The organism is Streptomyces sp. NPDC057543, assembly GCF_042801895.1.
Taxonomy (GTDB): Bacteria; Actinomycetota; Actinomycetes; order Streptomycetales; family Streptomycetaceae; genus Streptomyces.
Genome location: NZ_JBHVFF010000219.1, coordinates 1 through 14,691, shown reverse-complemented (window position 1 = coordinate 14,691; position 14,691 = coordinate 1). Strand labels below are relative to the sequence as shown.

Here is a 14,691-nt window from a genome sequence, read left to right as displayed (position 1 = left end):
GCCAACCGGCCGTGCGCCACAAGGGCGTTGTCCTACACTCATCGCCATGTCGGGTCCCGCGCAGTGTTTCGGGCCCCGCGGTGTGCGCCGCGGGGCGGCCCTGACATTGGTTTTCGCGACCGTGCTGGCGACCGCGGCGGCCACCGGCTCGCTGCCGCACGGCGCGGCGAAGTCCTCGGACATCGCCGCGCGTTACGTCGCCTCCACCGTCGAAGGTGCCGAGGTGGCCGACGCCGCCGCCCGGGCCGTGGCCGACGGCAAGTCCGGCAAGGAAGCGGCCGAGGAGGTCGTCAGCCGCAGCGGCGACCGCTGGGGCGCGGTGTACGACGAGCGGCAGTACGAGGAGTTCGAGCAGGCCCTCGACGGCTCGTACACCGGCGTGGGGATCGCGGCCAAGCGCTCCGCCGCGGGACGGGTCGAGGTGGCCCGGGTCCAGCCCGGCGGACCGGCCGACCGCGCGGGCATCGAGCCGGGCGATCTGCTCCGTACGGTCGACGGTCGCCGGGTCGACGAACGACCCGTCGCCGAGGTCGTCGCCCTGCTGCGCGGAGACCGTACGGAGGCGGCCGCGGGCAGCACCGTCGTACTGGGCGTGCAGCGGGGCGCGAGGCTCCGGACCGAGTCACTGCGCCGGGCCAGGCTCAGCACCGAGGCCGTCACCGTCCGTCGCATCGGACCGGACCGTTCCGATCCCTCGTCGGCCGTACTGATCGAGGTGGACTCGTTCACCAGGGGCTCGGGCGACAGGGTCCGTGACGCGGTCCGGGACGCACCGGCGGGTGCCGGGGTGCTCCTCGACCTCCGCGGCAACTCCGGCGGCCTGGTCACCGAGGCCGTCACCGCCGCCTCCGCCTTCCTGGACGGCGGCCTGGTCGCCACGTACGACGTGCACGGAGAACAGCGCGCCCTCTACGCGCAGCCGGGCGGCGACACCGCCCGCCCCCTCGTCGTCCTCATCGACGGCGGCACGATGAGCGCCGCCGAGCTCCTCACCGGCGCGCTCCAGGACCGGGGCCGCGCCGTCACGGTCGGCTCGCGCACCTTCGGCAAGGGTTCCGTCCAGATGCCCAGCAAGCTCCCGGGCGGCTCGGTGGCCGAGCTGACCGTCGGCCACTACCGCACCCCGGCGGGCCGCGGCGTCGACGGCCGCGGCATAACGCCGGACCTCGCGGTCACCTCTCGGGCCGAACGGCGGGCCGAGACAGTATTGAGTGGCCTCGGGGGTGGGTCGTAGTGCGAAAATGGCCGCACTATGGCTAAGGAAAAGGACACCGGGCGCAAGCTCATCGCGCAGAACAAGAAGGCGCGGCACGACTACCACATCCTCGACACCTACGAGTGCGGTCTCGTACTCATGGGTACCGAGGTCAAATCGCTGCGGCTGGGCCGGGCCTCGCTCGTGGACGGCTTCGTCCAGATCGACGGCGGCGAGGCATGGCTGCACAACATCCACGTCCCGGAGTACGTGCAGGGGACCTGGACCAACCACTCGGCCAAGCGGAAGCGCAAGCTGCTGATGCACCGGGCGGAGATCGACAAGCTGGAGTCGAAGTCCGGCGAGACGGGTCACACGATCGTGCCGCTCGCGCTGTACTTCAAGGACGGCCGGGTGAAGGTCGAGATCGCGCTCGCCAAGGGTAAGAAGGAGTACGACAAGCGGCAGACCCTGCGCGAGAAGCAGGACCTGCGGGAGACGAACCGCGCGATCTCGGCAGCGCGCCGGCGCCAGCGCAGCGCGTAGCCGGGGGCGTGCGGGCGGGGCCGGCGACGGCCCGCAGGAATAGGCTGGCATCGTCGTGCGTTGGTCACGTACGATGGCACTGCACTCCACAGCGGGTGCACACATTGAAAACACAACATGGGGATGATCGGTTTCGACAGCGGATGTCGAAGCAGGGGAAGCGTGTCGAGGAAGCGGCAATGATCTCGTAAACCATATGTCGCAACCAATAATCGCCAACACCAAGCGCGATTCCTTCGCCCTCGCTGCCTAAGTAGCGACTTGCGAAGTGTCAGCCCGGGGGTGATCCCGACCCGGATCCTGGCATCATCAAGGGATCTAAACTTCTAGACCCGGTCACGGGGCCTGGAAGGAAATCAAACAGTGACTGAGCCCGTCGGAGACTTGTTCGCGTGATCTCCGGGGCCGAGAAAATCGCAGCGAACTGCACACGGAGAAGCCCTGATTCTGCACCGTTGGACGCGGGTTCGATTCCCGCCATCTCCACAATTCCCATGTGAACGAGGACCTCGTTGCCCACCGGCAACGGGGTCCTCGTTCTTGTTCCCGCCGCCCGGAGCGTGCCCGGGGTGATCCGAACGGGAGGCCCTACCTCCGCCGGACCCCGGCCGCCGCGACGGCCAGCGCCAGCCCTGCCGCGCACACCGGCGCGGCATAGCCCGACACCGGGTCGGTGTGCTCCACCAGCCAGCCTCCGGTTGCCGAACCTGCGGCGATCCCGCCCAGCAGCGCTGTCACGGCCAGAGTCATGCCCTCGTTCAACTGGCCCTCGGGGGTGAGGCGTTGCACCAGTGTCATGCCGGTGACCATCGTCGGGGCCGTCGCCGCGCCCGCCAGCAGCAGCGCGCCCGCGAGGGCGAGGAGAGAATCGGCGGAGGCGGTCGCGAGCAGCGGCAGCGACATCAGCGCCGTCATTCCCGCCAGGCAGCCCAGCAGCCGGCGCCGGATGGCCCCGGCCGGGCGCAGCGATCCGTACAGCAGCCCCGCCACACACGATCCAGCCGCCTGGAGGGCCAGGATCGCGCCCCCGGCGTGGGCGATCGTGACGACCTCCATCGAACCGAAGACCGCACCGGTGGCGAGGAAGACGGCGAGCAGGGCCGGCATGCCGGGGGCGCGGAGCGGCGAGCCGGAGCGGGTGGTGCGGGGTGCCACCGGTGGTTCGGTGGCGCGCTGGGCGGCGAAGATCAGTACGCCGGTCATCAGCAGGATCGCCCCGGCGAGCGTTCCGGCCTCCGGGAAGAGCGCCGCGCACAGCAGGGCGGCGAGGGCCGGGCCGAGCATGAAGCAGAGTTCGTCGGCCGCCTGCTCGAAGGAGTTCGCGGTGTGCAGGGCGGCCGGATCGCCCCGGTACAGATGGGCCCAGCGGGCCCGGGACATCCCGCCGGTGTTGGGCGTGGTGGCGGTCGCGGCGTAGGAGGCGAAGAGGGTCCAGGCCGGGGCGCCGTAGTGCACGCAGAGCAGCAGCGCGAGCGATCCGAGCGCGGCGATCGCGGTGGCGGGCACGGCGATGCGGGCCTGTCCGTACCGGTCGACGAGCCGGGCCGTCCAGGGCGCGACCACGGCCGTCGCGGCGAGGCCGGTCGCCGTGACGGCACCGGCCAGGGCGTACGAGCCGCGCGACCCGGCGATCATGATCACCGCGCTGACGCTGAACATGCCCATGGGGAGCCGGGCGAGGAGATTGCCCGCGGTGAAGGCGCGGGCGCCCGGGGTGGCGAGCAGGCGGCGGTACGGGTTGGTGGGCGCCGGCCGGGCGGGGGCGGCGGTGCGCGGGGCGATGACCAGCAGGTCCCCGGTGACGGTAAGAAGGGGGTCGGTGGACGGTGTTCTCTCGTACGGCATTGATCCACCATCGGGGCGCACGGCCCACGGGGTCCAACACCTTCTCCGTACCGATTAACGCATCTGTGTTGTAAATTCTGGGGAGTGGCCTCCTCCGCTGCCGCTACCGGCACCCAGACGCATACCCATACTGATCCCCGGCTGCTCCGGGCCTTCGTCGCCGTCGCCGAGGAACTGCACTTCACCCGTGCCGCGGCCCGGCTCTACATCGCGCAGCAGGCGCTGAGCCGGGACATCCGCAGGCTGGAGCGCGAACTGGGCGCCGAGCTGTTCGTACGGACCACCCGGCAGGTCTCGCTCACCCCGGACGGTGACCGGCTCCTCCCGTACGCGCGGCGGGTGCTGGAGGCGCACGACGATCTTGCCGCCGCCTTCGCCGATCCCGCGGTCAGACCGCTCTTCGTCGACCTCAACACCGACGGCATGACCGCCGCCCGCGTCCTCGCCCGCGCACGGGAGCTGGCCCCGGCATGCGAGCTGATGGCGCGCTTCGAGAGCGGACTCACCTGGGCCGCGGGGGAGATCCTCGCCGGGCGGCTCGACGTCTCGTTCGGCCGGGCCGCCGGACTCGACCCCGCGGTGCTGGCGCGGCTCGGTGTGCAGCCGGTCCGGTACGAGCCGATGGCCGTGCTGTTCCCCGCCGATCACCCCCTCGCCGCGCACGAGACCGTCGCGCTGGACGATCTGGCGGGCGAGACCGTCTATGCGGGGGCCGGGAACCCACGCACCCCGGAGTGGACGGACCTTGCCCGGCTGCTCTTCGCCGAACGGGGCATCGCGCTGGCACCCCCCGTCCCACTCGCGATCGGTGTGGCCGAGTTCCAACGGGTCATGGCCAAGTCGCCGCGCTACCCGATCCTGTGCGTGATCGACTTCCCTCCGATGCCCGGCACCGTGTTGCGACCGCTGGTCCGGCCCGTACCGCTCTCCCCGTTCCTGCTGGTCTGGCGCAAGGGGCTGCGTCACCCCGGTCTCGACGCCCTGCGCGAAGCCGCGGCTCAACTGGGTGCGGAGGAGGGGTGGATGGAGCGGCCCGCCGGAAGCTGGCTGCCCGAGATCGATGCGTCGCTCATGCTGACGACTGCCTGATCGCGGGGCCCGGGCACCGAGGGCGAGGGTGCGGGCGGTATACCTTCGCCGGACCGGACCGGACCGGACTCTGCCGTTCCCGTGCCGTCGAGCTCCCCGGCCCGGCGGCGACGTTGCGCGATCATGGCTGTTCGATGTCGGGTGCCGTAACGCACGGGAAATACGGGTGAACCGAGCCTGTCACGCATGGTTGGCAGGCTCGGCCGTCGGGCAGCAGCGGGACGAGAGCCGGGTGGACCACATGCACGAGGACGAACAGCACGGGCCACTCGCGGGCTTCACCGTCGGGGTCACCGCAGCGCGCCGCGCGGAGGAGTTCGGGGCGCTGCTGGAACGACGGGGGGCCGCCGTCCTGCACGCGCCCGCCCTGCGGATCGTGCCGCTCGCGGACGACACCGAACTCCTCGACGCCACCCGGGAAGTCGTCGACGCCGCTCCCGACGTGGTCGTCGCCACCACCGCGGTCGGCTTCCGGGGCTGGATCGAGGCCGCCGACGGCTGGGGCCTCGGTGACCGGCTGGCGGCGGCGTTGCGCGGTGCCGAGCTGCTGGCCCGCGGCCCCAAGGTCAAGGGCGCCGTCCGGGCCGCCGGGCTGACCGAGGCGTGGTCGGCCGACTCCGAGTCCCTGGCCGAAGTGCTGGACCGACTCCTGGACGAGGGCATGAAGGGGCGCCGCATCGCCGTCCAGCTGCACGGCGAGCCCCTCCCCGGCTTCGTGGAGTCGCTCCGTGACGCGGGAGCCGAGGTGATCGCCGTACCCGTCTACCGCTGGGCGGACCCGGAGGACATCGCCCCGCTCGACCGGCTGCTCGACACCACCCTGGCCCGGGGCCTGGACGCTCTCACCTTCACCAGCGCCCCCGCCGCCGCCTCGCTGTTCGGCCGGGCCGAGAAGCGCGGGCTGCTCCCGGAGCTCCTGAGCGCGCTGCGGGACGACGTCCTCGTGGCCTGCGTCGGACCGGTCACCGCCCTGCCGCTGCGGGCCCGCGGCATCGACACCGTCCAGCCGGAACGCTTCCGGCTCGCCCCGCTCGTCCAGCTGTTGTGCCACGAACTCCCGGCCAGGGTGCGGCCGTTGCCGATCGCCGGGCACCGGGTCGAGATCCGCGGCCACGCCGTGATCGTCGACGGCGCACTGCGTCCGGTGCAGCCTGCGGGAATGGCCCTGCTGCACGCCCTGGCCCGCCGGCCGGGCTGGGTGGTGGCCCGCGCCGACCTGCTGCGCGCGCTGCCCGGCAGCGGCACGGACGAACACGCGGTGGAGACGGCCATGGCGCGGCTGCGTACGGCACTGGGCGCGCCCCGCCTCATCCAGACGGTCGTCAAGCGCGGCTACCGGCTGGCGCTGGATACGACGGGGGACGGCCCTGGTGACGAGAACGAGGCCTGACCGGGCCTGGATAGTGTGAGCGGATGATGAACGACATCCACCGGATCGACGCGGAGATACGACTCCGTCCCGCGACCCCGGCCGACGCCGCCTCCCTCGCCGTGTCGCTGACCCGCAGCCGCGCGTACATGCAGCCCTGGGAGCCCGTGCGGCCCGACGCCTTCTACACCGAGCAGGGTCAGCGGGAACGTCTGGCCGGTCTGCTCGCGGACTGTGACGCGGGACGGGCCGTGGCCTGGGTCCTCGCCGATGAACAGGACCGCGCGGTGGGCGGGTTCAACCTCAACGCCTTGGTGCTCGGGCCGTCCCGCAGTGCGACTCTGGGCTACTGGGTCGATGTCGAGCACGCGGGCCGTGGTCTGGCCACGGCCGCCGTGCAGCGGGTCTGCGAGGTGGCCAGGGACGGGCTGCGCCTGCACCGGGTCGAGGCGGGGACGTTGCTGGACAACGTCGCGTCGCAGCGGGTGCTCGCCAAGTGCGGCTTCGAGCAGTACGGCGTGGCCCCGCGCTTCCTGCACATCAACGGCGACTGGCGCGACCACCGGCTGTTCCAGCGGATCCTGTACGACGGTTCGTCGCTGCTGGTGTAAGGGCCGCCGGAACGGCTATCGGACGCCGTCGGCACGCACACGCTCATGCCGGTGTCGGTCCAGCGGCCACGGCGGCCGCGCCGGAAGAACCTCCGCGAAGCCGTAACCGCTCTTCTCCGCGGCCCGGCAGGACGCCTCGTTCTCCACACGATGCAGCAGGTCCAGTCGCACGAGCCCCTCACCGGCGAACGCCTCGAACGCCCAGTCGGTGAGCGCCCCGAGCGCCCTCGGAGCGACCCTGCGGCCGCGTGCCGACGCCACCGTCCAGTAGGCGACCTCCGCGCTGCCCGAGCCCGGTGCCGGGTACGTGAGCGCCACATGGCCGACCAGTTCGTCGTCGCGATCGCGATCGACCACCGCGAAACTGAAGCGACTGCCCGATTTCCGGCCCTCCTGCTGCACCCGCAGCCAGTGCCGCGCCTCCGTCTCGTCCGCGACCCGCGTGAGCAGCATGGTGCGCATCGCGGGATCGCGGTACGCCTCGACCAGGGCCGGTATGTCGTCGGACAGCCACGGTCGGAGCAGCAGGGGCCCGGCCGTCGGGGTGGCGGCGCGGAGATCGTCGGTCATCGGGACACCGTACGGCCCCGCCCGTGCCGAACCGCGCGGTGGCAGGGGTTCCGGCCGGGCACCTTGAGGGGCACTCTGGGGGAGACCCCCGACCGGAGACCCCGAGGCGGTGACTCACGCATGGCGGCGGGCAAGCGCTCGTACGACCGGCGGTTCGATTCCGGCCGGCCCTGCCTGGACCTGGTGGCGACGGCAGCCGGCGCCTCCGGCGCCTGCGAACTGCTCGACGGCGCCGAGCGGCTCGCGGAGTGGCTGGTCGCCGCCGGACTCGTACCGAGCGGCACCCGCCTCGACGCGGTGGACGACACCTGGGTGGTGCGCTTCCGGCAGTTGAGGACCGGCGTCGACCGCCTGCTGACCGCCGAACTCGGCGGTCGCAGAGCCGAGAGCGCTCTGGAGCGGGTCAACGCGCTCGCCGCGGCCGCGCCCCCGGGATTGCGGGCCGTGCGCGGCAGGAGCGGCACGCTGGTACGGACACTGAGCGCCGATCCCGAATGCGGGGCGTTGCTGGCCGCCGTCGCCCGCGACGCCGTCGAGCTCCTGACCGACCCCGAGGCACGCGCCGGACTGCGCCGCTGCGAGGCCGACAACTGCCACCGCCTCTACCTGGACACCTCGCGCGGCCGCCGACGCCGCTGGTGCTCCAGCGAGGTGTGCGGCAACCGCGAGCGGGTGGCCCGGCACCGGCGCAGGGCGGCAGCCGTGGCGGTCGTGGACGCGGCTGTGGAAGCGGTCGCGGGTGCGAGCGAGGGAGCGCCGTACCGCAAAGGGTCTTGGGACCGCACAGAGTCTTGGGACCGCAAAGAGTCTTGGGACCGCACAGAGTCTTGAGACCGCACAGAGTCTTGAGACGGTAAAGAATCTCGGGACCGGAAAGAATCTCGGGACCGGTTTGAATGGATCGCGGTCCCCCTCCGTACTCGATGGCCAGGGAGCTCCACAGGGTCTCGACCGGGAGGTGCGGGTGCGCAAGGATGCGGCCGTGGCCGATGACCGTCCGTACAGGGCCCGGCATCGCGGTGGGCCGTCCCGGTCCTCGCCCGACGTCCCCGACGAGGAGCTGATGCGGGCGCTCTACCGCGAACACGCCGGACCTCTGCTCGCGTACGTGCTGCGCCTCGTCGCCGGCGACCGGCAGCGCGCCGAGGACGTGGTGCAGGAAACGCTCATCCGCGCCTGGAAGAACGCCGGCCGGCTGGACGGGGCCACCGGCTCCGTCCGGCCGTGGCTGGTGACAGTGGCCCGGCGCATCGTCATCGACGGCCACCGCAGCAGGCAGGCCCGGCCGCACGAGGTCGATCCGTCGCCGCTGGAGGTCATTCCCGCCGAGGACGAGCTGGACAGAGCGTTGCGGCTGATGACGCTCTCGGACGCGCTCGACGATTTGACCCCCGCCCACCGGGAAGCACTGGTCGAGACCTACTTCAAGGGACGTACGGTCAACGAGGCGGCCGACGTGCTGGGCGTTCCGAGCGGGACGGTGCGCTCCCGGGTCTTCTACGCACTGCGCTCGATGAAGCTCGCACTCGAAGAGAGGGGGATCACGGCATGAGTGACGACGAGTGGGAGCCATTCGGCCCCAGGTCCACCACGGGTCCCTCCAGTCCCCGCAGTCCCGGTGGCCCCCGGAACGAGGAGCCCGGCCATGACGCCGCCGGTGCGTATCTCCTCGGCGTGCTGGACGATGCCGAGGCGTCCGCCTTCGAGGCGCATCTGGCCGACTGCGACCTGTGCGGCGCCCGTCTCGACGAGCTCGCCGGCCTGGAACCCGTGCTCGCGACGCTCGCCGATGCTCCGGCCGCCGGGCCGGGCGCCCGCCTTGTCCCGTACGTCGCACAGCCGCCCGCGCCCCGGATGCTCGACCGGCTGGTCGAGGAGGTGGCCCGCGGGCGGGCCGGGCGCAGGCGCCGCTCCAGGTATCTGGTGGCGGCGGCAGCGGCGCTGATCATCGGCGGCCCGGTCGTCGCCGTCCTGGCGACCGGCGGCGACGGCACCTCTGCCCGGGCGGCCGACCCGCACCCCACCGGGCCCGTCGACGACACCCCCTTCTCTCGTATGACGGACAAGGTGCGGGCCACCGACCCCACCACGAAGGTCGACGCCACCATCGGCATGGAGAAGAAGGCCTGGGGCACCGACACCGTGCTGGAGCTCAGGAACGTCACCGGCCCGGAGAAGTGCCGCCTGATCGCGGTCTCGAAGACCGGCGAGGAGGAGGCCGTCACCTCCTGGTCCGTACCGAAGTGGGGGTACGGCATCGAGAAATCCCCGTACCGGGCCGCGACGTACCCGCTCCGTGTGCACGGCGGCGCGGCCATGGACCGCGGCGACATCGACCACTTCGAGGTGCGTACGTTCGAGGGCAGGCGGCTGGTGGAGATCAAGGCGTGATCGTATGGCAGGTGCGCGGCGGCCACCCTTTCGCATAAAGTTGACGGCTGCCCAAATGCACGTCAGAAGGGGGCCTCGGTGGCCGCGCAGGATGCCGCTGTCGATTCGTTGCGGGACCGGGAAATCGGTGTCGAGCAGGAACATCTCGACCGTGTTTATCACCGCCTCGAAGAGAAGATCCACGAGGCGGAATTTCTCATGAATGACGCCGTCAAGCGCGGCCAGGTCGGTACCCCGGGAGCGCTTGCCGAGCGTGACGCCCAGGTGTTCCGGGCCGGGATCCACCTCAACCGGCTGAACAGCGAGTTCGAGGACTTCCTCTTCGGAAGGATCGATCTGCTGCTCGGCAAGGACGGCGAACGCGGTCCGGACGGTGCGTACACCTCCGTCGAACCGGCCGACGACGCCGTACGCGACGACAATTCCGCCGACATCGCGGAGACGCTGCACATCGGCCGGATCGGAGTCCTCGACGCCGATTACGCGCCCCTGGTCATCGACTGGCGCGCACCGGCCGCCGCACCGTTCTACCGGTCGACGCCGAAGGAGCCGGGACGAGTGGTCCGCCGCCGGGTCATCCGCTCCAAGGGCCGCAAGGTCCTCGGCGTCGAGGACGACCTGATGCGCCCCGAGCTGACCGCGTGCCTGGGCGGCGAAAAGCTCCCGGTCATCGGCGACGGCGCCCTGATGGCGGCGCTGGGGCAGGCCCGCAGCCACACCATGCGGGACATCGTCTCCTCCATCCAGGCCGAACAGGACCTGGTGATCAGGGCCCCCGCCGCGTCCGTCACCGAGGTCTCCGGCGGCCCCGGCACCGGCAAGACCGCCGTCGCCCTGCACCGTGCCGCGTACCTCCTCTACCAGGACCGGCGCCGGTACGCGGGCGGCATCCTCGTCGTCTCGCCGACCCCGCTCCTCGTCGCGTACACCGAAGGCGTGCTGCCGTCGCTGGGCGAGGAGGGACAGGTCGCGATCCGCGCGGTCGGCTCGCTCTCCGACGAGGCGGCCGGCGTCGAGGGCGCCACCACGTACGACGATCCCGCCGTCGCCCGGATCAAGGGCTCCTCCCGGATGCTCCAGGTGGTGCGCAAGGCGGCACGCGGCGCACTGGAACAGCCCGGCACGACCCGCAGGGCGGCGGCGGACCGGGACGGCCAGCTGTCCTTCGGCGACGCAACCGAAGAAACCGGCGCGACCGGCGTACCCGATGAATCCGAGGCGACCGGCCGCGCCGGTGAGCCCCCGGCCACCCCCACCCGACTGCGGGTCGTCGCCTTCGGCGCCCGGGTCGAGCTGAACGCCGACGAGCTGCACCGCATCCGGCAGTCCGTCCTCGGCGGCACCGCCCCGGTCAACCTGCTGCGCCCGCGCGCCCGCAGAATGCTCCTGGACGCCCTGTGGAACAAGTCCTCCGGCCGGGGCCGCTACACCGACCCCGAACTGGCCGCCGAGCTGCGCTCCTCCTTCGACGAGGACGTCTCCACCGAGGCCCCCTTCCTCGACTTCCTGAACGCCTGGTGGCCCGAACTCACCCCCCGCGGGGTGCTTGCCGCGATGGCCGACGAGAAGCGGCTCGGCCGCTGGGCGCGCCGGGTCCTCAACCAGGGCGAGGTGCGCCGCCTCGCCCGCTCCCTGAAGCGGCTCGACAGAAATGGGAACGGGCCGCTCTCCGTGCATGACGTGGCGATCCTCGACGAGTTGCAGATGCTGCTCGGCACCCCGTACCGGCCGAAGAAGAAGCGCGACCTCGATCCGCTGGACCAGCTCTCCGGTCTGGAGGAGCTCATGCCGCAGCGCGAGGAGACCCAGCGCGAGCGGGCCGAGCGGCTGGCTGCGGAGCGCACGGAGTACGCGCACGTCATCGTCGACGAGGCGCAGGACCTCACGCCCATGCAGTGGCGCATGGTCGGCCGCCGCGGCCGGCACGCCACCTGGACGATCGTCGGAGACCCGGCGCAGTCCTCCTGGTCCGATCCGGACGAGGCCGCCCGGGCGCGCGACGAGGCGCTCGGCAACCGGCCGCGCCGCCGCTTCACCCTCACGGTCAACTACCGCAACCCGGCGGAGATCGCCGAGCTGGCCTCGAAGGTCCTGGCGCTCGCGATGCCCGGGATGGAGTCACCGGCCGCGGTCCGTTCCACGGGCGTGAAGCCGCGCTTCGAGACCGTAAGGGACGGCGATCTGGCCGCCTCGGTGCGTGAGGAGGCGCGGCGGCTGCTGGCCGAGGTGGACGGCACGGTGGGCGTGGTCGTCGCGATGAACCGCCGGGCGCAGGCCCGCGACTGGCTCGCCGATCTCGGTGAGCGGGTGGTGGCGCTGGGCAGCCTGGAGGCGAAGGGCCTGGAGTACGACGCCACGGTGGTCGTCTCGCCCGCGGAGATCGCGGACGAGTCCCCGGCCGGTCTGCGGGTGCTGTACGTGGCGCTGACGCGGGCGACGCAGCAGCTCACGGTGGTCTCGGGGGAGCGGGACCTGCCCGACGAGGACGGCGTCCCGGACCTGCTGAGGGACTGACGCCGGGACGGGGAGCGGAGATACCACCGGGCGGACGGATTTCTGAATCCGTCCGTCCCACGGGAATCGCATCCCCGGGGTGTTTGTTAGCCTGGTGTCGGCACCGGCTCGATCCAAGCCCCCGGGCCCAACCTTCGTCGCTTCGAGCGACCACTTGCCGCGAGGCGAGCATGGCGGGTCGGTGCCGCTTGACCAAGAAGACAGACCCGCGTCACTTTCCGGTGGCGCGGGTCTGTTCTTGTTTACGGGACCACGGGTCTTGTTCACGGACCACGGACCACGGACTCCGGATGCCGGGGACCACCGGAGCAGGATGCCGCGGACCATGGGGGTTCCGCTGAAGCGGTCATCTCTCGTATGGTGGAAACTACTTTCCGAAACATGGCACTCATTACCGGCTACCAGCCAGTAGGTGCGACGATCGGGAAGCGTGACCGAGGTGAGCGCCCCGGCCGCGCGGCAAAGAAGCTAAGGAAAGCGAAGGACTCGGCCATGGCAACGGCGCCCAGCGTCTCGTACTCGATGACGGTCAGGCTGGAGGTGCCCGCGAGCGGCACAGCGGTCTCCCAGCTCACCACGGCCGTGGAGTCCTCCGGCGGTTCGGTCAGCGGCCTCGATGTGACCGCCTCCGGCCACGAGAAGCTGCGGATCGACGTCACCATCGCCGCCACCTCCACCGCGCACGCGGACGAGATCGTCGAAAACCTGCGCGGCATCGAGGGTGTCGTGCTGGGCAAGGTCTCCGACCGTACGTTCCTGATGCACCTCGGCGGCAAGATCGAGATGGCGTCCAAGCACCCCATCCGCAACCGTGACGACCTCTCGATGATCTACACCCCGGGTGTGGCCCGGGTCTGCATGGCGATCGCGGAGAACCCCGAGGACGCCCGTCGCCTCACCATCAAGCGCAACTCCGTCGCAGTTGTGACGGACGGCTCCGCGGTGCTCGGTCTCGGCAACATCGGCCCGATGGCCGCCCTCCCGGTGATGGAGGGCAAGGCGGCCCTCTTCAAGCGGTTCGCCGGCATCGACGCCTGGCCGATCTGCCTGGACACCCAGGACACCGACGCCATCGTCGAGATCGTCAAGGCGATCGCCCCCGGCTTCGCGGGCATCAACCTGGAGGACATCTCCGCCCCGCGCTGCTTCGAGATCGAGGCACGGCTGCGCGAGGCCCTCGACATCCCCGTCTTCCACGACGACCAGCACGGCACCGCGATCGTGGTCCTGGCCGCGCTGACCAACGCACTGCGCGTGGTGGGCAAGGGAATCGGGGACGTACGGGTCGTCATGTCCGGCGCCGGAGCGGCCGGTACGGCCATCCTGAAGCTCCTCATCGCCGCGGGCGTCAAGTACGCCGTCGTCGCCGACATCCACGGCGTGGTGCACGCGGGCCGCGAGGACCTCGTCTCCGCCGGCGCCGACTCGCCGCTGCGCTGGATCGCCGACAACACCAACCCCGAGTCCATCACCGGCACCCTCAAGGAGGCCGTGGTGGGCGCCGACGTCTTCATCGGCGTCTCCGCCCCGAACGTGCTGGACGGCACCGATGTCGCCGCCATGGCGGACGGTGCGATCGTGTTCGCGCTTGCGAACCCGGACCCCGAGGTGGACCCGGCAATCGCCCGCCGGTCGGCGGCAGTTGTCGCCACCGGCCGCTCCGACTTCCCGAACCAGATCAACAACGTGCTGGTCTTCCCGGGTGTCTTCCGCGGTCTGCTGGACGCCCAGTCCCGTACCGTCAACACGGAGATGATGCTCGCCGCGGCGGGCGCCCTCGCCGAGACCGTCGCCGAGGACGAACTGAACGCGAACTACATCATCCCGTCGGTCTTCAACGACAGGGTCGCGGGAGCGGTCGCCGGTGCCGTCCGCGACGCGGCGAAGACCGAGGGTGGCGGTGCGGCAGGCCCCAGCTTGGCCTGAGCTACGGCGCGTCGCGGGTCGCGGCGCCCCAAACGCCCCTTTAGGGTGGGCGGGCGGCGCGTCCCGCATAGCCCCGCATCCGCTGCGGACTGCTTTCGGAGAGTCGACGGAACGTCACCACGACGAGGCGAGGGTGCTTTTCGTGTGACTCCGGAGGGTGCCGGATTGGCGTTACCGCCGCAGGTGGGGGCAGGATGCGTAATCGGGCGCGAGGGTCTGACGACAGACCCGGGTCCGGGGACTGTCCGAGGGCCCTGGCAGCATCGGCTTCGATCTCACGCCTCACAGGCAAGAAGAACACGGGAGTAACAACATGAACCGCAGTGAGCTGGTGGCCGCCCTGGCCGACCGCGCCGAGGTGACCCGCAAGGACGCCGACGCCGTGCTGGCCGCCCTCGCCGAGACCGTCGGTGAGATCGTCGCCAAGGGCGACGAGAAGGTCACCATCCCCGGCTTCCTGACCTTCGAGCGCACCCACCGTGCCGCTCGCACCGCTCGTAACCCGCAGACCGGCGACCCGATCAACATCCCGGCCGGCTACAGCGTGAAGGTCTCCGCGGGCTCCAAGCTCAAGGAAGCCGCCAAGGGCAAGTAAGCCCCACAGGCGCGACGAAGGGCGGTCACCCGACCAAGGG

At 71.4% G+C, this 14,691-nt stretch carries 13 protein-coding genes and 1 other RNA gene; 12 read left to right on the top strand and 2 right to left on the bottom strand.

Annotated elements, in window-relative coordinates; genetic code table 11:
- Positions 1 to 46 precede the first annotated feature (46 nt).
- The 3 genes from ACFU8Q_RS29470 (at position 47) to ssrA (ending at position 2,230) form a co-directional block, all read left to right on the top strand.
- Positions 47 to 1,234, top strand: a complete 1,188-nt coding sequence (locus tag ACFU8Q_RS29470) for a S41 family peptidase (protein ID WP_384459317.1) — start codon at positions 47 to 49, stop codon at positions 1,232 to 1,234.
- Between the two features lie 18 nt (positions 1,235 to 1,252).
- On the top strand, positions 1,253 to 1,741 hold the full coding sequence (gene smpB, locus ACFU8Q_RS29465; RefSeq protein ID WP_351073540.1) for an SsrA-binding protein SmpB: 489 nt from the start codon (positions 1,253 to 1,255) through the stop codon (positions 1,739 to 1,741).
- A gap of 119 nt (positions 1,742 to 1,860) precedes the next feature.
- Positions 1,861 to 2,230: a transfer-messenger RNA gene (gene ssrA / locus ACFU8Q_RS29460) on the top strand.
- Positions 2,231 to 2,329: 99 nt separating this feature from the next.
- Here the strand turns inward: ssrA and ACFU8Q_RS29455 are convergent.
- Positions 2,330 to 3,586 carry an MFS transporter gene (locus tag ACFU8Q_RS29455; protein ID WP_384459313.1) on the bottom strand — a complete coding sequence of 419 codons (1,257 nt, stop codon included), beginning with the start codon at positions 3,584 to 3,586 and terminating at the stop codon, positions 2,330 to 2,332.
- A gap of 84 nt (positions 3,587 to 3,670) precedes the next feature.
- Here ACFU8Q_RS29455 and ACFU8Q_RS29450 point away from each other — a divergent pair, with 84 nt between their 5' ends.
- From ACFU8Q_RS29450 to ACFU8Q_RS29440, 3 genes are all read left to right on the top strand, one after another.
- Entirely contained in the window at positions 3,671 to 4,675 is a 1,005-nt protein-coding gene (locus ACFU8Q_RS29450) for a LysR family transcriptional regulator (protein WP_384459310.1), read from the top strand.
- 241 nt (positions 4,676 to 4,916) lie between these two features.
- Complete coding sequence (locus ACFU8Q_RS29445) at positions 4,917 to 6,065, top strand: uroporphyrinogen-III synthase (RefSeq protein ID WP_384459320.1); 1,149 nt, start codon at positions 4,917 to 4,919, stop codon at positions 6,063 to 6,065.
- Between the two features lie 23 nt (positions 6,066 to 6,088).
- Positions 6,089 to 6,655 (top strand): GNAT family N-acetyltransferase, encoded by a 567-nt coding sequence (locus tag ACFU8Q_RS29440; RefSeq protein ID WP_384459307.1) that lies wholly within the window; start codon positions 6,089 to 6,091, stop codon positions 6,653 to 6,655.
- 15 nt (positions 6,656 to 6,670) lie between these two features.
- Here the strand turns inward: ACFU8Q_RS29440 and ACFU8Q_RS29435 are convergent, their stop codons facing one another.
- Entirely contained in the window at positions 6,671 to 7,225 is a 555-nt protein-coding gene (locus tag ACFU8Q_RS29435; protein ID WP_384459304.1) for a GNAT family N-acetyltransferase, read from the bottom strand.
- Between the two features lie 120 nt (positions 7,226 to 7,345).
- Here ACFU8Q_RS29435 and ACFU8Q_RS29430 point away from each other — a divergent pair, with 120 nt between their 5' ends.
- The 6 genes from ACFU8Q_RS29430 (at position 7,346) to ACFU8Q_RS29405 (ending at position 14,651) form a co-directional block, all read left to right on the top strand.
- A complete protein-coding gene (locus ACFU8Q_RS29430; protein ID WP_384459301.1) occupies positions 7,346 to 8,056 on the top strand; it encodes a CGNR zinc finger domain-containing protein in 711 nt (236 codons plus the stop codon).
- 127 nt (positions 8,057 to 8,183) lie between these two features.
- Positions 8,184 to 8,777, top strand: a complete 594-nt coding sequence (locus ACFU8Q_RS29425; protein WP_384459298.1) for a sigma-70 family RNA polymerase sigma factor — start codon at positions 8,184 to 8,186, stop codon at positions 8,775 to 8,777.
- Entirely contained in the window at positions 8,774 to 9,616 is an 843-nt protein-coding gene (locus ACFU8Q_RS29420; protein WP_384459295.1) for an anti-sigma factor family protein, read from the top strand. Before ACFU8Q_RS29425 ends, ACFU8Q_RS29420 begins: the two co-directional genes overlap by 4 nt.
- 78 nt (positions 9,617 to 9,694) lie before the next feature.
- A complete protein-coding gene (locus tag ACFU8Q_RS29415) occupies positions 9,695 to 12,130 on the top strand; it encodes a HelD family protein (protein ID WP_384459292.1) in 2,436 nt (811 codons plus the stop codon).
- A 492-nt stretch (positions 12,131 to 12,622) separates the two neighbouring features.
- A complete protein-coding gene (locus ACFU8Q_RS29410) occupies positions 12,623 to 14,056 on the top strand; it encodes an NAD-dependent malic enzyme (protein ID WP_384459289.1) in 1,434 nt (477 codons plus the stop codon).
- Between the two features lie 313 nt (positions 14,057 to 14,369).
- Positions 14,370 to 14,651, top strand: a complete 282-nt coding sequence (locus ACFU8Q_RS29405) for an HU family DNA-binding protein (RefSeq protein ID WP_003968811.1) — start codon at positions 14,370 to 14,372, stop codon at positions 14,649 to 14,651.
- The last annotated feature ends 40 nt before the right edge of the window (positions 14,652 to 14,691 follow it).